Origin of the sequence: Corallococcus interemptor (assembly GCF_003668875.1) — a bacterium.
Taxonomy (GTDB): Bacteria; Myxococcota; Myxococcia; order Myxococcales; family Myxococcaceae; genus Corallococcus; species Corallococcus interemptor.
Genome location: NZ_RAWM01000089.1, coordinates 19,072 through 37,247, shown reverse-complemented (window position 1 = coordinate 37,247; position 18,176 = coordinate 19,072). Strand labels below are relative to the sequence as shown.

Below are 18,176 nucleotides of genomic sequence, written 5' to 3'. Positions count from 1 at the left end.
GCAACGTGCTCGACTCTCTCACGGCGTCCCTCGAAGCCCATCTCCACGGCACTCCCGCGCCCTCGCTCCTGCCCGGCTCATAATCTCAGCTCACGCTCGCGGCCTTCAGCCCCCCGTGAACGCTTACTGCGCTTGTACCAGGGCCGTGGCAGCAACTCGTAATCGAAGGCGACGATGCGAGGCACCCCCAAGTTGCCGGGCGTAGGGCTGGGAGTTCCCCAGATCAGCCGGTTGTAAATCTGCTCGCTCGAGAGCCCCTCGTCCCAGGTGTACGAGGGATGCGAGATGACGCGATTGCGAAAGGCTTCGGAGTTCACCACACGTCCCAAGATGCCGAGCGCCGCCATGAGCTTCGCGCCACGCGCCGCATCAACGTTGACGGGCCTCTTGACTTGAAAAACCACCATGGGTCCCCCTCCCTGGCGTTTGAATCACCAGTGGAGGGAAATCCTAACACGGCCCGGGTGGCGAAATCCGCGCGAGCCCTCAGAGCAACTCGACTGGCACGCCAGCCGCGACTGCCTTTTCACGCAATCCAAGCATTTCCAACTGCATATCGGTCGGCTCGAGCGTTGGCGTCAAGGAAGCCACCGCCGGCTCCGCGAGGCTCTTCATCTTCTCAAGGCCCGCCACGTCGCCGAACTTGAGCGGAAAGACCGACGTATTGTTGATCTGGACGCCGGGCGCTGGCTTGCAATCCGTCCGAGCCGTGGTGCGCGTCAGGAGCGCACTCAAGTCATTGGCCGCGGCGACACGCTCTCCCATGTCCGGCGCGCCACCGCGTGGAACCAGGAAGCGGTTGATGATGGTCTTGAGCGTGGAGGTGTGGTCGAAGACCTGGTGGGACACGCTGCCGGACTCCACCCAGGGGGAGATGACCAGGGCTGGCACCCGGACCCCGTAGGAGGCGAACCTGGGGTCTCCGCCGGGTGCGGCGGCGGCAGGCGGCGGCACGTGGTCGTAGAAGCCACCGTGTTCGTCGTAGGTGACGACGAAGAGCGTCTCCGCCCACTTGTTGTACCGGGCCAGCAACAGCACGTTGTAGATGCGGGCAACAAGCTGCTGCCCCCGGCGGATGTCCGCCGGCGGGTGGTCGTCGTTCGAGTAGCCCCAGCCGAAGAGGGTCTCCTGTAGCGTGAAGTTCGGATCAATGAAGGAGACGGACGGCAGGGTGCCCTGACTCGCCTGCGTGTAGAAGTCCTGCACCTTGCGGATGTGCTGCAGGTCCCCCAGGTACTTCGTCGCCGTTCGCAGGAAGGCGACGTCGTGCGAGAAGTAGCGCCACGAGACGCCCTTCGCGGTCAGGTGGTCGAAGATGGTGGGCGCGCCAATGAAGTGACCGTTGCCCGTCTTGCCTTCCGAGTGGCCACACAGCGCGAAGTGCCGGTTGGGCCAGGTCGGGCCCGGAACCGGGGCGAACCACCGGTCGCACACCGCAAAGCGCCTGGCGAGGTAGTCGTAGGTCGGAACCTCCTTCTCGTTGTGGAAGCCCATGATGAGCCCGGGGTCCTTCCCCTTGGCCTGGGCTCGCGGCGCGAAGTTCTTGACGAACCCACTCATCGTCCCGCCGGCAATCTGTTCTTTCACGGCCTCGAAGCCGTGCTCCGGATCCACCTTGAACACCGGATTCGACAGGTGCTCGGGGCCGTAGGCCCTGTTGTTGAACACGTTGGTGTTCGCCTGCTCCTGGCCATCCAGCTCTGGAAGCCCAGAGTTCTTCAAATAGCCAAGCATGTGGTCGAACGACCGGTTCTCAAGCATCAACACGACAATGTGATTGATCTTTTCAAGCCCAGCCATGGAGCCCCCATTCCACGAACGCGTCACCACATCCAGCCGGCTCCAAACCCTAGCAGGCTCGAATCCGCACGACGAGACTCCCTCTTGCCGACCATCCAGCAATGGCGGACCGCGCCATTTGACAAAGCCGCCAGAATGGGATTTCCATTTTTATCATGAACTTCAGAAAGTCAGTGTTGTGCGCGGTGGTGCTGGCCTCCGTCGCCTGTGGCGGCGAGGCGTTCGAGGAGGACACGGTGTCCGCGGAGGACCTGGCCACCGCGCGGCAGGCGGCGTTCTCCGGCGTGAATGGGACGGTGTGCGAGGAGAGCCCGTACAACTGCAAGCTGCGGCCGTCCGGCGGCAACCGCGTGCAGACCAACGACCCGGACGACGATGACTCCTGGGGCATCACCACCGGCGTGCCCATCCGCGACGGCAACGGCACGGTGGTGGGCACGTCCACCCGGACGCGCTCGCTCTTCAACTACGGCCAGACGCGCACGTTCGCCGGTGAGCTGCACGCGTTCGCGACGTCGACGTCCAACGGCAGCGCCGGGTGGCTGCCCATGTCCGCCATCCTGGGCCGCACCTCCTTCGAGGAGAAGGTGGGCCACGTCTCCGCGCTGAGCTCCGGGCTGAGCAAGATGGCGTGCTACGCCGTGCGCAACTGGCATGACACCAGCATCGAGCTCAAGAAGGTCGTCTACGACAGCACCGCGACCCATGAGCGCGCGGGGGACTACCTGCCGCTGGTGCGAGCCAACGGCCTGCGCTCGGCGAACCTCACCTTCAACGTGCCGGGCTTCGGCCTGGGCGGCGTGGCGGTGGACCACTTCCCCGCGGGCACGAAGTTCCAGCGCCTGGACGTGCCCACGAACTCGGGCGCCCCCTCTATCGACATCCCGCTCTGGGTGCAGGACAGCGCGGGCCGCTACCGTCAGCAGTCCGGCACCATGAAGTTCATCTACGGCTACGTCATCGCCGCCACCGGCACCCGCCGCAACGGCTGGATGGCCTACGACGCGCTCGAGGTCAGCTCCGGCTGCCCCTGAGCCACCCTCCTCTTCTCCCCCAGGCCCCCCCCTTGAAACTCTTCGCGTTGGCCGCGCTGGCCCTCCTGCCCCTCTCCGCTGGCGCCGCGCCCCTCTACGTGAGCCCCAGCGGCTCCGACTCGAACGCCGGCACCTCCTCCTCCGCGCCGCTGAAGACGATTCAGGCGGCCCTGGACAAGGCCACCGCGGGCACCGTCATCCACCTCGCGGCAGGCACCTACCGCGAGCGGCCCACCACGAAGCGCGCCGGCACCGCGACCGCGCCCATCACGCTCAAGGGGCCGGAGACCGGCAAGGCGCGCTCCGGACGCTACAAGGCGGTGCTGTTCGGCACGGGGCGCATCTTCAACATCGACCACAGCCACTACGTGCTGGAGGGCTTCACCATCGACGGCCAGGAGAAGCTGCTCAACGCTTCCTGGCCCACGGCGCTGTCCGGCGTGCGCGGCTTCAAGGACGCCAACCAGTCACTCGTCGCGGATGGACGGCTCATCTACATCGGCTCGGCGGAGACGTCCCGGGACATCACGGGCGTGGTGATTCGCGACATGTATCTCAACGGCGCGGGCGGCGAGTGCATCCGCATGCGCAACAACGCCCACCACAACGAAATCGCCAACTCGGTCATCCAGTGGTGCGGGATGTACGGCAAGGGCGACGACGTGGACGGCTACAAGTACCACAACGGCGAAGGCGTCTACATTGGCACCAGCCCCAAGTCGACCGACCAGCCGATGTATGCGAATGACACCAGCTCCTTCAACAGCATCCACGACAACACCGTCCACACGTTCGGGTCGGAGTGTCTCAACGTGAAGGAGAACGCACACGACAACACGTTCGCGCGCAACGACTGCCGCAACAACGACGAGCCGCTGGAGTTCCTGGGCAGCCTCATCGAGCTGCGTGGCCACCACAACATGCTGGACGCCAACATCATCGCGGGCAGCCGCAGCTACGCGCTCAAGATGAAGTCCGACTCGGGCGGCTATGACCTGGGCGGCAACTCCGCCACGAACAACACCTTCCAGCAGGCGGCGGGCGCGTTCATCCGCAACGACAACAGCGCGCCCCAGCAGACCTTCTGCGGCAACACGTTCGACTCCTCCGCGCCCGCCGTGACGGGCACCTCCGTGGGCACGCCCACCGCGCCGTGCGCGAGCACGGACACCACGCCGCCCACGGCGCCTACCGGGCTGACCGCGACCGCGGCCTCCAGCAGCGCGGTGGACCTCGCCTGGAACGCGAGCACGGACAACGTGGGCGTCACGTCCTACAAGGTGTTCCGGGGAAGCACGACGGTGTGCACGGTGTCCGCGCGCGCGTGCAGCGAGTCGGGCCTGAGCCCCGCCACCACGTACAGCTACACCGTGAGGGCCTACGACGCGGCTGGCAATGCCTCGACCGCGAGCAGCGCGGTGAGCGTCACGACGCCGCCGGACACCGGGACGGCGCTGCTGTCGGACACCTTCGAGTCGTACACGGCCTTCCCCGCGGGCGGCTGGACCAACGCGAGCGGCAACGGCTCCTGGGCCATCGTCACGGACGGCTCGAAGGCAGTCCGCCAGCAGTCCTCATCGTCCGCGACCTACATCGTCACGGCGGGTCAGGCCAGCTGGGCGAACTACTCCCATTCCGCCCGCGTGAAGACCGGCTCCACGTCCATCCGCAACGGCCTGGTGGCCCGCTACGTGGACGGCAACAACTTCTACTTCCTGGTCCTCCACAACGGGAACCTGGTGCTGAACAAGAAGGTCGCCGGTTCGACGACGACCCTTCAGTCCGTGCCGTTCGCCGCGAGCACGTCCACGTTCTACACGTTGACCCTCACCGTCAGCGGCACGTCCCTCCAGGGCTTCGTGGACGGGGTGCTCCGCGTGCAGGGAACGGACACGGCCCTGACCACGGGCAGGGTGGGCTTCTACGCGACGGGCGTGGCGACCTACGACGACGTGCGCGTCACCAGCCCGTAAGACGCCTCCAACCAGGCGACACCCCGGCGGACCAACCGGCGCGCGTCGAAGAGATGGGACGGCGCCAGGGCGACGCTTCCGGAGCGGCCAATCCCTTCCGCCAGGCACTGCTCGCCAATGCGCGTGAAGGGGTCCACGCTGGACGCGCGCAGGGCGTCCGCCACGGGCTCGCTGGTGTCGAACTCCTCGAAGTCCACCCAGCGCCGCTCGCCGTTGACGAAGAGGGGCCGCTGGTAGCGGACCACGCGCTTGCCGGGCAGGTCCGCCAGGTGCTCCGCGTGGTGCAGCACCGTGAGCGTCTCCAGGGGCGCCCCGAGCATCAGCACCTTGCCCTCCGCCTCCACCAGCCGGGCCAGCGGCGAGCCGGGCCCGTAGCCGTAATGAAAGGGATGGTCCGCGCAAAGCCACTCCGCGCGAGGGCCGATGGCGACCATGCCCGCGTCCGGGTGGTCGCTCCGGAGGGCCCCGGGCCAGGTCCTCAGCGTCTCCGCGAGGATGCCGTGGTCGCGCATGGCGCGCGCGGTGCGCTTGTCGAAGGTGGGGATCTCGTCGCGCAGGCGCGGGTCGTCGAAGTCCTCCGGCTCCACGCCCATCTCCCAGTCCACGTACGCCATGAGCGTGCCCCGGGGGCCCACCGCGTCGAGCAGCGCCTGCACCACGGTGTTCACCCCGCCCAGGACGGGCCCCAGGCTCCGCAGGCCGGCGTGGACCATCACGAGGTCGCCCTCCTCCACGCCCAAGCGCCGCAAGGCCTCCCGCAAGTCGGTCCGGGTGGCGGGTGCCCTCGTCATGGTGCTCCGTCCTTCCTGTCGCAGGGACTGGAAGGATAGCAACAGCCCAAACCCGTGGGGCGCTGTAGGTCTGTGCTTCTCCCCGCAGTCGCCTGCCACCGCCAGACGGACTGGGGCGCAAGGGCCGGTGTGAGCAGCCTCCCCGCTCGGGGGCGGACGGCCTCCTGTGAGGGGGGAAAGTCAGCATGCGACACATTCAAGGTGGAATCGTGACATGGCCCCTGGCCCTGCTGCTGCTCGCGGCCACCACCGCGAAGGCGGGCGCCCGGGAAGAGACCGAAGTCTTCGAGGCCCGTGCCGTCCGGTGCGGCGACGTCCTGTTCCGCAACACGCGGCTCACGCGCGACCTCACCTGCGCGGGCACGCCCATCCCCGCCCTGACGATCGCGGCTCCGGGCGTCGTGCTCGACCTGGGCGGCCACACGGTGCGCCGGGCCGGCAGCGGACCGGGCGACACGGTGGGCATCGATTCACAGCGCGACAGCACGGTGCGCAACGGCACCATCCAGGGGTTCAACCGGGGGTACACATACAACGCCACCGTGCACCTGCACCGGGTCGCGCTCGTCGGCAATGGCGTCGCCATCTTCCACACGCTCGGCGGTGGCGGGCTGCTGCTCACGGACTCGCGGGTGAGCGGAAGCTCGCTGGGCTTCGGCAGCGAGTTCGACGCGACGAGCGGCTCCATCGACATCCGGGGGACACAATTCACCCGGAACGGGTTGGCGCTGTATGTGGACTTCCACGACACGCGCATCTCCAGCTCGACCTTCATGTCGAACGAGATCGCCCTCTGGTGCTACTCCGGCGGCATCCACATCCGGTCGAGCATGTTCATGGAGAACGCTTCCGTGGCGGACCTGACGTGGAGCAACGGCCGCTTCGACAATTGCTACGAGCTGGTGTTCGAAAACTCCATCCTCGCGAACAACACCGCCTTCGGGACGCCCGAGGACCCCGAATGGCAGGCGTTCGACTTCCAGATGCGCAACACGTGGGTCATGAACAATGGCGAGGGCCTGCGCCTGGCGGCCCAGACGCTCGACGTCCGGGGCAACACCTGGCGGGACAACGGCGGCGGGCTGACGCTGAACAACCTGCCGGACTTCGAACCCGTTCCGCAGGAGGGCCCGGTCCGCGGCAACCGCTTCACGTCGAACGGCGGCGACGGCCTGCGCGTCCTCCCGGGCGCCACGCCCACCCTCTCCAACAACGTCTGCCAGAACAACACGGGCTGGGGCATCCACGCGCCCACGGCCATCGACGGAGGCGGCAACGTCGCGCGCGGCAACGGCGCCGGTGGCTGTGTGGGCGTCGTCTGCGCTCCATGAGCTGGCGCTCAGCTGGAGCGGTCATCGCGACCGCTCACCCTTGAAGTGAAGCCGCTCGGGGCCAGGAGATGCCCGCGCGCATCGCAAGGAACGTGGCCGCGAGCCTGGACAGGCGCGCGACCTGGTTCGAGGTGCGCCGCCTGCGAGGCAGCCATCACCGCATGGCTGCGCCAGCGGGACTCACGGTGAGGACTGCGCGGACACGCGGTCCTTCGACGCCACCAGCTCCTCGCGCCGCAACAACAGCCGCGAGTTCGTGTCCGGCAGGATGCGCACCTGGAAGCGCCGCTGGGCCATGTCCTCGGCGGTGAAGACGTTCCGGTCGCTCACGAGCAGCAGCGCGGTGGGCACCACGTCCCGCGCGGACCGCTTGCCGTAGTAGTGCACCACGACGTGGTACGGCCCCGGCGCCGCCTTGCGCGCGTGGTACAGCTCCGGCCCCAGGCCGTCCGTGATGTCCCAGTACAGCTGCCCGCCCAGCCTCGTCTCCTTGTGCTGGTAGAAGCACTTCTCCCCGTCCGGCTCGATGACCCACAGGTCGATGTCCGTGTTGTCCGAGTTCCAGTGCGTGGTGAGCTGGTAGTCGATGGGCGTGGCGTTCGCGAACACCTTCGCGCCCCTGAAGCCCTGAAGCCCGGCGCGCCGCTCCCGGAGCACGGAGGCCGCCTGCGCGAGCCGGGGCTGACGCTCCAGCCCCGCCAGCATCCGGGCGTAGTGGAAGCCCGCCACCGTGCGCAGCTCCTCGCCGTGCCGCTTCCAGGGACGCGCCAGGACGATCTCGTAGTCGCGTGCGGCCTCCGAATAGCGGCCCGCCGCATCCAGCGCGAGCGCCTCCTCCAGGAAGGCCTGCGCCTCGAAGGGGCGGTTGAGGCGCACGTGCTCGAAGAGCTCCGCCGCCGCCGGGTACTGCCCCAGCGCCAGCAGGCCATACCCCACCAGCCGCAGCGCCTCCGCGTCGCGAGGCCGCAGCTCCACGGGCGACGACAGCGCGCGCACGGCGCCCCACGTGTCCCCGGAGAAGGCCCGCCTGCGCGCCACGGCCTCGTAGATCATCACGTCGTCCCGGTTCTCCCGCCGCGCCTTGCGATAGGCCAGCTCCGCCTGGATGCGCTCGTCACCGCCCGCGTAGGGCGCGTCCCGCAGCGGTTGGCGGCGCAGGAGCGCGGGCATCCCCTTCTGTTCCGCGAGCCGGGCCACCACCGCGCGGCCTTCGGCGGGCACGCCGTCCAGCGCGATGCCCAGCAGCTTGTCGCGGCGCTGGTCCTCCTCCCGGCGCCGCAGCGACTCCAGGTTGTCCAGGTCCACCTGCTCGTCGCGCACGGCGTAGCGCGTGTAGTCGCCCTCGGACTCCAGCACGAGCATGGACGCGCGGGCGTTGGCCAGCCGGTAGTGCTGGCTGAGCGCCACGACCATCCGGTCCAGGCGTTCGTCATCCAGGGACACCAGCCGGGACACGAAGAGCTCCGCCCAGGCCCGGGGCGCGAACGCGCTGTCCACGTCCTTGGGCAGGGGGATGCGCAGCACGCGCTCGGGCCCGGTGCCCGCCTGGGTCACCACCTCCAGCGCCGCGTCGCCCTGCCCCGGCAGCCGGCCGGCGACCTGCAGCTCCTGGCCGGGGAAGACGAGCCGGGGCCGGCCCGCCACGACCAGGTCCTTCACGTCCGCGCCCACCACGGACACGCGGGACAGCACCACGGACGCCGCGCGGTGCGCCTTCGCCGCGGCGTCCACCTCCGCCGCGGACAGCACGCTCACCACGCGCCCACCGCTGGAGCGGGCCAGCGCGTCAAACAGCTCCGTGTTCACCGCCGCCTCGCCGAAGCGGTACGTCACCCAGCGCAGGGACTCCACGCACGGGTGCCGGGACAGGAGCGCGTCCACGCGGCTCTGCCCCCAGGTGATGTTGCCGTCGGAGAGCAGGAAGGCCGTCACGCGCTCCCCGGACGAGGACGGCTTGAGCCATTCCAGCCCGGCCCGGTCCAGTTCCTCCAACGCGCCGTCCACGTGGGACGCGCCCTCCAGATAGACGCGCTCCAGCTCCGCGAAGGTCGCCTGGCGGTGTGCCGCGTCGTTCGTTCGGAAGCCCGGCCCGTGCAGCCAGCGCGGGCGCACGTCGAAGAGGAGCACCGCGTACTCCTTCAGCGTCGCGTCCTTCTCCAGGAGCGCACGCAGCGTGGCCGCCTGGATGGCCCAGGCGTTGCCGTCCTCGGAGGACAGCGACGTGTCCACCACCAGCACCGCGCGCCCCGTGGGAGGCCCCTCCGCGCCGGAGGTCAGCCGTTCTGGCAATCGCACCCGCGCGTGGAAGGCACGGCCCGGGAGCCCCGCGCCGTCCGAGCCCACCAGCACGTCCGCGTCCTCGCCGCGAGGCTTCAGCGCCACGCCCAGCGCGCCGTCCCCCGTGAGCTTCGGAAAGTCATACACCTGCCAGGCGTCCACCTTGCGGCCCTTCGCGCCCGTCTCCGGCTGCACCGCGACCTCCAGTGCCTGACGGGGGTCGACGTGAACGCGAGCGGAGACACGCAATTCCTTTCCAGCGTCCTGGGGCAGCGGCCATGTGTAGCGCAGGCGCGTTCCGTCGAAGAGGAGCGTCTGCTCATACGCGATGACGACGCGCTTGAGCGAACGAGGCGGCAAGGGGAACACGCGGGCGCTGAAGGTGGACGCGCCCGACCATTCGAGCAGCGCGGGGTCCACGTTGCGGCGCACGACGTCCTCGTACACCTCCCGCGCGCGCTTCTGCTCCACGACGCGGGCCTCCTGGATGTCACCCCACGCGCGCTTCGAGCCCTTCGCCGCCGGAGGCGCGGAAGCGGAGAGCCGCTCCGGCTCCGCCGTGTCATCGCCCAGGGGAGGCAGCAGGTCCGAGGACTGGAACAGCGAGGGCGTGTCCACCGCCACCGCCCCCGAGTACAGCGCGAAGCCCGCCACCGTCGCCCCACCGGGGAGCGGGTAATAGAACGTGCCTTCGAGGTTGCGGCCGGAGTCGTTCTCGAACAGGTGGTCCACCACGGTCCGCGCGCGGGAGCCCTGGATGTACGTGACGACGCGCACGGCGCGGGCCTTGAGCGGCTGGTAGCGGCCGTCCTCGCCCATCACCAGCACCTTGGCGGCGCGAGGCGCGGCCTCCACGCGAGGCAGCACGGGCTTGGGGGCCTCCGGCTCCGGCTTGGAGGCCTGCTTCTTCGCGGGTGCGCCGGCGCGTCCCCCCAGGGCGATTCCGCCGCCACCACTGCCGCTGCCCCTGATGACCTGCATCATGGCATTGCGGTCCTGCGACATGGGACGAGGCGCGGCCGATGGGGGTGACTCCCCGAACATTCCGGCCACGACACCCCCAACGACTCCTCCCGCGACACCGCCCTCCACCTCGGCGTCCGCGTCCTCGGAAGGCGCTCGCGCGGAACGCGTTGCTTCAAGCTGCGCACGCTCCTCGCGAACATTCCTCTCGCGCCGCGCCATCTCCGCGCCCATCTGGGCGTCCAGGAGCTCCGCCTCTCCCAGTCCGGGGGCCTCGGTGGGACGCGGGCTCGGAGCGGCGGCCGCAGGAGGAGGCGGACTGGGGCGGGCGTCCTCACGAGAAAGCGCCGCCACCTCCGCTTCGGAGAGCACCTTCGGATCCGCCACGGAGTCGCGCAGCTCCGCGAGGTCCACCTCGCCCGTGTCCGGCAGTCCCGCGACGGTGACGGGCGCCGCCAGTCCCGCCTGGAGGAAGGGCGCCGGAAGCTCGATCGAAGCAGCGACCTTGGGAGGCGGAGTGTCCGCGTCCCGTTTGCATCCCGAGGCGAGGAACCCCATCAGCAACACGACAGCGGAAGCACGATAAAGGCGCATGAGTGAACGCTAACCGATTCGCGAAGGGCGGGAGCATGCCCGCAAGGACATGGACAACCCATGACACCGCCATGACGCGGTAGGTTCCCGAATAAAGAAAGGGGACGCCCATGGACTGGTCAGCGGCGCAGTACACGCGATTCGAAGACGAGCGGAACCGTCCCATCCGGGACCTGCTCGCGCGGATTCCCACGGCCGAAGTGAAACGCGCGGCGGACCTCGGCTGCGGCCCGGGCAACTCCACGGAGCTGCTGCGCGCACGCTTTCCGGCGGCCGCCGTCACCGGCATGGACAGCTCCCCGGACATGCTCACCGCGGCGCGCAAGCGGCTGCCGGACGTCCGGTTCGACGCGGGAGACATCGCGACGTGGAGCGACCCCGGCCCCTACGACGTCATCCTGGCCAATGCCGTCCTGCAATGGGTCCCGGACCACGCCACCCTCTTGCCGGCGCTGCTCCACAAGCTCACGCCAGGGGGAAGCCTCGCCGTGCAGATGCCGGACAACCTGGACGAGCCGTCGCACCGGCTGATGCGCGACACGGCCAGCGAGGGTCCCTGGGCGGACAAGCTGAAGGGGGCCGCGAACGCCCGGACCGAACGACAGGATGCCAGCTGGTATTACCGCGTGCTGCGCGAGGCCGGTGCCACGGTGGACCTCTGGCGCACGACGTACTTCCACCCGCTGACCGGCGGCGCTTCGGCGGTGGTGGAGTGGTTCAAGGGCTCGGGGCTCCGGCCCTTCCTCGAACCGCTCGACGCGGGCGAAAAGACAGACTTCCTCGCCCGCTATCAATCAGCGATCGCGCGCGCCTACCCTGCCCTGCCCGACGGCACGGTCCTGCTGCCCTTCCCCCGGCTGTTCCTCATCGCGACGCGCCGCGAAATCCGCTCCCCGCCTGTCTCAGGTGCACCGTGAGACAGAGTGCTGCATTCCCACTGCTCGCATAGGCTCCCCAGAAAACCCGGCTCACTCATCGAGGACACCCCATGCGCTTGAACCTCCTTCCCGTCATCGGACTGCTCTGCCTTTCTGCCTGTGACTCCAAGTCGGAACAGACGGAGGGCGCGGGGTCCTTGAAGGGAGACAAGGCCTTTCCGGTGAGCTGGTCCGGCGAACTCCTGCCGCGCAGCCCCGACGGCGGGACCTCTTTCACGATTGCCCTCCTGTCCGACAGCGACTTCTCCGGGCTCTGCACGACCCCCGCGGACGCCGGCTATGTCCTTCCGCCGTCCCGCTTCGTGATGGTCTCGGTCCTCGGCCCTCCCGCGGAAGGGACCTTCGAGGTCGGCAGCGAGACCGGCCCCGGGTTCGTCCAGGTCCAGCAGCGGCTCGCGGACGGAGAGACGGAGACACTCGCGGTGGCCACCAGCGGGAGCATCCAGCTGACGACCGCGACGACGGACCGGCTCGTGGGAAGCTTCGAGGTCCAGGTCCGGGGAAAGTCCGACGGGATGACGACGGAGTTGTCGGGGACCTTCGACGCCCCTTTCTGCGCGAACCGGAAGTGAGCCTGGGCTCCCGGCTCAAACGATAGCCAGGTGCTCACGGAGCGCGTCACCCAGGGCGTCAGGGGCTTCCAGCTGCGGGAAGTGCCCCACGTCCTCCAGCTCCAGCACGCGCGCCCGGGGCAGGGCCTGCTTCCAGCGGGACAGGTGCTCGGGCTTGACGACCTTGTCCGCCCTGCCCCAGACGACGAGCGACGGCACATCCGCAAGCCTGCCCAGGCCCTTCCCCTGCTCCTCCATCCACGGGCCTTCGTGGGAGATGGAGCGCGCGAAGCCCCAGGTGCCCATCCGTGACGCCCGGTCCGGGAACTGGGACATGAACGACTGGTGCAGCTCGCGCGTCAGCTTCGTGCGGCGTCCCCAGGACATCTTCACCAGCGTCCGCGCGGAGAAGTTCCAGGACAGGTACAGCCACCGCATCAGCGCGTTGTCGACGTTGGGGCCCTTCAGGTCCCACAGCCAGCTCTGCACCACGGTGAGGCTCAGCACCCGCTCCGGCGCCGCGATGGCGAGCGGCAGCGCGATGGGCCCGCCGAAGTCATGCACCACCAGGTGGAACGGCCCCAGCGACAGCTGGTCGAACCACGCGCGCAGGTTCTCCACGTGCCAGGGCAGTGAATAGGTGCGCCAGTCCGAGGGCCGCTCGCTGTCCCCGAAGCCCAGGTGGTCCGGAGCGAGCACGCGGTACGACGGCGTGAGCCGGCGGGCCACGTCGCGCCATTCGCGCGAGGACGACGGCGTCCCGTGCACCAGCACCACCGGGGTGCCCTGGCCTTCCTCGAACCACGCCATCTCACCGCCGGGAACCTTGAGCCGTTTCATCGCGTGTCTGCCTTTCGCTTGCGAGTCACCCCAGGCCACCGCCGGGCCACGGCCTGGATCACCGCCGCCGCGGGGTAATCCCCTTCGTGCTGCACGTACTGCTGGGAGACGCCTTCCACGGTGGCGAAGAGCACCCGCGCCTCGATGTCCGCGTCCGGCACACCGCGCTCCGCGAGCGCCTGCGTCAGCCGCTGGTGCGTGGCACCCAGAAATTGCTCCAGCGGCAGCTTCAAGCGCGCCAGGACTTCCGGCTGGTGACGCAGGCCCTGGCTCAGCCGCCAGAGGTCCCGGTGCGCGTCCAGCATCTCCACGGCGGACGTGAGCAGCACCGTGACGAAGCCGCGCGCGGTGGGTTCCCTGTCCGCGGCCTCCAGCGTCCGGGCGACGTCCAGCATCGACGACCGCATCAGCGCGGAGAGCACCGCCTCCTTCGAATCGAAGTGCGAATAGAGCAGCCCCACCGCGATGTCCGCCTCCTGCGCGAGCGCGCGGACACTCGTCCCATCGAAGCCGTGCCGGGAGAAGAGCCGCACCGCGGCCTGGAGCACGCGCTCCCGCGTCTTCTCCCGGAGGGCGGCGTTGGCGTCAGCGTTACGAGGCATGCCCCGCATGATTGAGTGAACGTTCGCTCAATGTAAAGGACGAGGCATTACGAAGCCACCCGCGACGACCTGGACCGGACAACCCTGCCCAAGCCGCATTGACCGCATATTCCCGGAAATATAGTTTCACGGCTTGTGCGAGGGCTTCCGTCCCGGAGCCCGCACGTTCTCGAGAGGCCGAATGAAACTGAAACTGACCCAGGCGGTGAGTGCCATCTCCCTGCTGGCCGCGGCGTGCGGCCCGATGCCGGAGGCGCAGGAGTCCGACGGCGAGCAGTTCGGTCACACGGCGCAGATGATCCGCCGCGAGCGGGCCATCCCCAACGAGTACATCGTCGTCCTGCGCGACTCCGCGCAGGAGGTCCGTCAGCAGGGCGCGGCGAACGTGGCCCGGGAGCTGACGTCCCTGGGCGGTGGCCGCGTGCTGCGCACCTTCGAGCACAGCATCCAGGGCTTCCTCGCGAACATGACCGAGGCCGAGGCCCAGCGCCTGCTGTCCGACCCCCGCGTGGCGTACGTGCAGGAGAACGGCCTCATCCACGTGTCCGCGACGCAGACCGGCGCGACCTGGGGCATTGACCGCATCGACCAGCGCGACCTGCCGCGCAACAGCTCGTACACCTACAACGTCGACGGCACCGGCGTGCACGCGTACGTCATCGACACCGGCATCCGTCAGACCCACACGGAGTTCACCGGCCGCATCGGCAACGGCTACGACTTCATCGACAACGACAGCGACCCGTCCGACTGCCACGGCCACGGCACGCACGTGTCCGGCACGGTGGGCGGCACGACCTGGGGCGTGGCGAAGAAGGTCACCCTGCACGGCGTGCGCGTGCTGGACTGCTCGGGCTACGGCAACGACGCGCAGGTCATTGGCGGCATTGACTGGGTGGCGGCCAACCACGTCAAGCCCGCCGTCGCCAACATGAGCCTGGGCGACGTGGGCATCCAGGCCATCGACGACGCGACCGAGCGGCTCATTGCCGCGGGCGTCACGACGGTGGTCGCCGCCGGCAACGACAGCGCCAACGCCTGCAACTACTCGCCGGCCCGCGCGCCCAACGCCATCACCGTGGGCTCCACCACCAGCTCGGATGCGCGCTCGTCGTTCTCCAACTACGGCACCTGCGTGGACATCTTCGCGCCGGGCTCCAGCATCACCTCCGCGTCCAACTCCGGCAACACGTCGAGCACGTCCATGAGCGGCACGTCCATGGCGTCCCCGCACGTGGCCGGCGCCGCGGCGCTCTACCTGAGCGCCAACCCCACCGCGACGCCCCAGCAGGTGCGCGACGCGCTGGTGAACAACGCCACGCCGAACAAGGTCACCAGTCCCGGGACGGGCTCGCCCAACCGGCTGCTGTACACGCTCTTCATCACCGGCGGCGGCGGCAGCGACACCACCCCGCCCACCACGTCCATCACCTCCCCCGCGGGCGGCGCCACGCTGAGCGGCACCGCGAGCCTGAGCGCCAGCGCCACCGACAACGTGGGCGTCTCTCGCGTGGAGTTCTACGCGGGCAGCACGCTGCTGGGCACGGCGACGGCCGCGCCGTACAGCATCTCCTGGAACACCACGTCGGTCGCCAACGGCGCCTACACGCTGACCACCAAGGCGTATGACGCGGCGAACAACGTGGGCACGTCCTCCACGGTGTCCGTGACGGTGAACAACGGCACGGGCAGCTGCTCCATCACCGAGCAGCTCCTGGCCAACGCGGGCTTCGAGAGCGGCAACACGGGCTGGACGACGTCGTCCGGCGTCATCGACGGCACGACGTCCGGCAGCGCGCCGCGCACGGGCACGTACAAGGCCTACCTGAACGGCTACGGCGCCACGCGCACCGAGTTCGCCTACCAGGACATCACCATCCCCGCCACGGCGTGCAGCGCCACGTTCACGTTCTGGGCGCGCATCACCACGTCGGAGACGACGACCTCCACGGCCTACGACAAGCTGGCCGTCCAGGTGCGCAACAGCGCGGGCACGGTGCTGGCGACGCTGGCCACGTACAGCAACCTGGACAAGGGCACGGCCTACGTGCAGCGGACGTTCGACCTGGCCGCGTACAAGGGCCAGACCATCCGCCTCTACTTCAACGGCACGGAGGACTCGTCGCTGCAGACGAGCTTCTTCATCGATGACACCGCGGTGACCGTCGTCCGGTAGTCCCCGGGAAGTCCCAGCGAAGCTCGCTGTTCAAGGCCCAGCAACCCCACCGGGTTGCTGGGCTTTCGTTTGGCCATGGATGGAGCGCTTCGATGCGGCTGCGCAAAGGCGGTAGGGGTGTTGATGCTGTGGGCCGCGCCCGCGCTGGCGGAGCCGCCGCCCGTCATCTCCCGGGAGCTGCTGTTCGGCAATCCCGTCCGGGACGACCCCACCCTGTCGCGTAGCGCTGCTCACGGCGCCACGAAGGCCTGGCCCCGGACCTTGTCCGGCGTGGTGCCCGTCATCCGCCGGAACATCGCGATGAAGGCGGAGGCGCTGCTGTAGCCCAGGTCCAGCGCGATGGCCTCCACCGCGTGTCCCTGCTCCAGCATCGCGAGCGCCTTGACGACGCGCAGCCGCTGGCGCCACTCGCTGAACGACAGCCCCAGGTGCTGCTGGCAGCGCCGCTCCAGCGTGCGCTCCGTGGTGTGCAGCTCGCGGGCCCACTCGGCCAGGGAGCGCTCGTCCTCGGGGTGCTGCTCCAGCGCCGTGAGGACCGGCTGGAGGAGCGGATCATCGGACATGGGCAGATAGCTCCCATGGGCGGGCGCCAGCGCCAGCTGGTCGATGAGCACCCGGAACAACCGGCGCTCGGCGCTGGTGCGTGGCTGCGCCAGCGCGTGCTCACGCAGGTGCTCCATCAGGGACTTCGTACTGCGGAGGAGCGAGGTAGTGGCTGCCCGCCAGCTTGAGCTCCATCACCCCGCTGAAGGCGTAGACGAACTCACCCCACGGGTGGCGGTGCCGGGGATAGGCGGCCGCCGCGGGCAGGTTCGCTGCCCGGAAATACACGGGGTGTGGAAGCTTTGAGGTGAAGGGAACTTGCAGCTGCTTCGCCATGGCGGCTTCTCGGGATGGGTTGTCGGAATCTCGCTATATCCATCCGCCCCGCCATGCGCAGGATGAAGTCATGAGTTCTCACCGGAAACCCGCGGACGGCTTCGCCTTCGCGACCATGGTCGTGCTGTGCGCCATCTGGGGCTTGCAGCAGGTGGCCGTCAAACTGGCCGCGCCCCATGTCCCGAACCTGATGCAGATGGCGCTGCGCTCGGGCGTGGCCGCGCTGCTGGTGGCGCTGCTGTGCTGGTTCCGGGGCGAGCGCGGGCTCTTGCGACACGGCCCGTGGCGTCCCGGCCTGCTCGTGGGCGTGCTCTTCGCGTTGGAGTTCCTCTTCGTGGGCGAGGGGCTGCGCCACACGCACGCCTCGCACATGGGCATCTTCCTCTACACGGCGCCCGTCTTCTCCGCGCTGGGCCTGCACTGGTGGGTGCCCTCGGAGCGGCTGAAGCGGACGCAGTGGCTGGGGATTGGCGTGGCCTTCGCGGGCATCGCGCTGGCCTTTGGCGGCGGCTGGCTCCAGGGAGGCCTCAGCCCGGAGGTGCTCCTGGGAGACGCGATGGGGCTGCTCGCGGGCCTGTCCTGGGGCACCACCACCGTGGCCATCCGCGTCTCGAAGCTGTCGGACGCGCCGCCCACGCAGACCCTGCTGTACCAGCTGGTGGGCGGCGTCGCGCTGCTCTTGCCCGTGGCCCTGCTCACGGGCCAGGCCGGCCCCATCTCGATGGCGCCGGTGGCCTGGGCGAGCCTGCTCTTCCAGGGCGTCATCGTCTGCTTCGCCAGCTACCTCACCTGGTTCTGGCTCCTGCGCCGCTACCTCGCGTCCAACCTGTCGGTCTTCTCCTTCATGACGCCGCTGTTCGGCGTCAGCGCGGGCATCTTCGTGCTCAACGAGCACGCGGACCTGTCCTTCGCCGTGGGCGCGGTGATGGTGCTCACCGGGATCCTCATCGTGAGCGGCGCGGGCCTGCTGCGCTCCGCGTCCGCGCTGAAGCCAGAGGAGTCACGCACATGACGTGGTGGATGTACGCGCTGGCCTCCGCGGGCTTCGCCGCGCTGACCGCCATTCTTGGGAAGGTGGGCGTGGAGGGAGTGCCGTCCACGCTCGCCACCGCCCTGCGCACCGTGGTGGTGCTCGTCTTCGCCTGGGCCATCGCGTTGGCCCGGGGAGAGGGAGCCGCGCTGCCCACGCTCAGCCGCCGCACGCTGCTCTTCCTCGCGCTCTCCGGCGTGGCCACGGGCCTGTCCTGGCTGGCCTACTTCCGGGCGCTCCAGCTGGCGCCCGCGTCGCGGGTGGCGCCCATCGACAAGCTCAGCCTGGCCCTCACGCTCGTGCTGGCGTGGGGTCTGCTGGGAGAGCCGCTGTCGTGGAAGCTCGTCGTGGGCGTGGGGATGATGGTCTGCGGCGCGCTGCTGACGCTGGGCTGACC

At 69.3% G+C, this 18,176-nt stretch carries 16 protein-coding genes; 8 read left to right on the top strand and 8 right to left on the bottom strand.

All coding sequences use genetic code 11. The features are described 5' to 3' along the window. Positions 1-77 precede the first annotated feature (77 nt). Together D7X96_RS26625 and D7X96_RS26620 are read right to left on the bottom strand one after the other, a co-directional pair. On the bottom strand, positions 78-407 hold the full coding sequence (locus D7X96_RS26625) for a hypothetical protein (protein ID WP_121771039.1): 330 nt from the start codon (positions 405-407) through the stop codon (positions 78-80). A gap of 79 nt (positions 408-486) precedes the next feature. Further along, entirely contained in the window at positions 487-1,800 is a 1,314-nt protein-coding gene (locus D7X96_RS26620; protein WP_147468406.1) for an alkaline phosphatase family protein, read from the bottom strand. A gap of 155 nt (positions 1,801-1,955) precedes the next feature. Between D7X96_RS26620 and D7X96_RS26615 the strand changes: the two genes are divergently transcribed. Both D7X96_RS26615 and D7X96_RS26610 read left to right on the top strand, forming a co-directional pair. Continuing rightward, positions 1,956-2,834 (top strand): hypothetical protein, encoded by an 879-nt coding sequence (locus D7X96_RS26615; RefSeq protein WP_121771037.1) that lies wholly within the window; start codon positions 1,956-1,958, stop codon positions 2,832-2,834. A 32-nt stretch (positions 2,835-2,866) separates the two neighbouring features. Then, positions 2,867-4,807, top strand: coding sequence for a DUF1565 domain-containing protein (locus tag D7X96_RS26610; RefSeq protein ID WP_121771036.1), 1,941 nt, complete (start codon positions 2,867-2,869; stop codon positions 4,805-4,807). Here D7X96_RS26610 and aac(3) read toward each other — a convergent pair. Continuing rightward, positions 4,777-5,598, bottom strand: coding sequence for an aminoglycoside 3-N-acetyltransferase (gene aac(3), locus D7X96_RS26605; RefSeq protein WP_121771035.1), 822 nt, complete (start codon positions 5,596-5,598; stop codon positions 4,777-4,779). The genes D7X96_RS26610 and aac(3) overlap by 31 nt on opposite strands. A 209-nt stretch (positions 5,599-5,807) precedes the next feature. On the opposite strand from aac(3), the gene D7X96_RS26600 reads away from it, so the two are divergent. Continuing rightward, positions 5,808-6,929, top strand: coding sequence for a NosD domain-containing protein (locus D7X96_RS26600; RefSeq protein WP_158626318.1), 1,122 nt, complete (start codon positions 5,808-5,810; stop codon positions 6,927-6,929). Between the two features lie 180 nt (positions 6,930-7,109). Here the strand turns inward: D7X96_RS26600 and D7X96_RS41580 are convergent, their stop codons facing one another. After that, positions 7,110-10,763, bottom strand: coding sequence for a DUF2135 domain-containing protein (locus D7X96_RS41580; protein WP_121771034.1), 3,654 nt, complete (start codon positions 10,761-10,763; stop codon positions 7,110-7,112). Positions 10,764-10,873: 110 nt separating this feature from the next. On the opposite strand from D7X96_RS41580, the gene tam reads away from it, so the two are divergent. Both tam and D7X96_RS26585 read left to right on the top strand, forming a co-directional pair. Then, positions 10,874-11,680, top strand: coding sequence for a trans-aconitate 2-methyltransferase (tam, locus tag D7X96_RS26590; protein ID WP_121771033.1), 807 nt, complete (start codon positions 10,874-10,876; stop codon positions 11,678-11,680). 71 nt (positions 11,681-11,751) lie between these two features. Continuing rightward, positions 11,752-12,273 carry a hypothetical protein gene (locus D7X96_RS26585; protein ID WP_120546304.1) on the top strand — a complete coding sequence of 174 codons (522 nt, stop codon included), beginning with the start codon at positions 11,752-11,754 and terminating at the stop codon, positions 12,271-12,273. 15 nt (positions 12,274-12,288) lie between these two features. Here the strand turns inward: D7X96_RS26585 and D7X96_RS26580 are convergent, their stop codons facing one another. Continuing rightward, positions 12,289-13,092 carry an alpha/beta fold hydrolase gene (locus D7X96_RS26580; protein WP_120546303.1) on the bottom strand — a complete coding sequence of 268 codons (804 nt, stop codon included), beginning with the start codon at positions 13,090-13,092 and terminating at the stop codon, positions 12,289-12,291. Then, positions 13,089-13,694, bottom strand: coding sequence for a TetR/AcrR family transcriptional regulator (locus tag D7X96_RS26575; protein WP_158626637.1), 606 nt, complete (start codon positions 13,692-13,694; stop codon positions 13,089-13,091). The genes D7X96_RS26580 and D7X96_RS26575 overlap by 4 nt, the downstream gene beginning before the upstream one ends. Positions 13,695-13,875: 181 nt before the next feature. On the opposite strand from D7X96_RS26575, the gene D7X96_RS26570 reads away from it, so the two are divergent. Next, a complete protein-coding gene (locus tag D7X96_RS26570) occupies positions 13,876-15,870 on the top strand; it encodes a S8 family serine peptidase (RefSeq protein ID WP_121771031.1) in 1,995 nt (664 codons plus the stop codon). A 230-nt stretch (positions 15,871-16,100) separates the two neighbouring features. Here the strand turns inward: D7X96_RS26570 and D7X96_RS26560 are convergent, their stop codons facing one another. Both D7X96_RS26560 and D7X96_RS41140 read right to left on the bottom strand, forming a co-directional pair. Further along, positions 16,101-16,550, bottom strand: coding sequence for a helix-turn-helix domain-containing protein (locus D7X96_RS26560; protein ID WP_244219735.1), 450 nt, complete (start codon positions 16,548-16,550; stop codon positions 16,101-16,103). Next, positions 16,534-16,701, bottom strand: coding sequence for a cupin domain-containing protein (locus D7X96_RS41140; protein ID WP_244219734.1), 168 nt, complete (start codon positions 16,699-16,701; stop codon positions 16,534-16,536). The genes D7X96_RS26560 and D7X96_RS41140 overlap by 17 nt, the downstream gene beginning before the upstream one ends. Positions 16,702-16,819: 118 nt before the next feature. Between D7X96_RS41140 and D7X96_RS26555 the strand changes: the two genes are divergently transcribed. Both D7X96_RS26555 and D7X96_RS26550 read left to right on the top strand, forming a co-directional pair. Next, positions 16,820-17,761 carry a DMT family transporter gene (locus tag D7X96_RS26555; RefSeq protein WP_121771030.1) on the top strand — a complete coding sequence of 314 codons (942 nt, stop codon included), beginning with the start codon at positions 16,820-16,822 and terminating at the stop codon, positions 17,759-17,761. Beyond that, positions 17,758-18,174 carry an EamA family transporter gene (locus D7X96_RS26550; protein WP_120546298.1) on the top strand — a complete coding sequence of 139 codons (417 nt, stop codon included), beginning with the start codon at positions 17,758-17,760 and terminating at the stop codon, positions 18,172-18,174. Before D7X96_RS26555 ends, D7X96_RS26550 begins: the two co-directional genes overlap by 4 nt. The last annotated feature ends 2 nt before the right edge of the window (positions 18,175-18,176 follow it).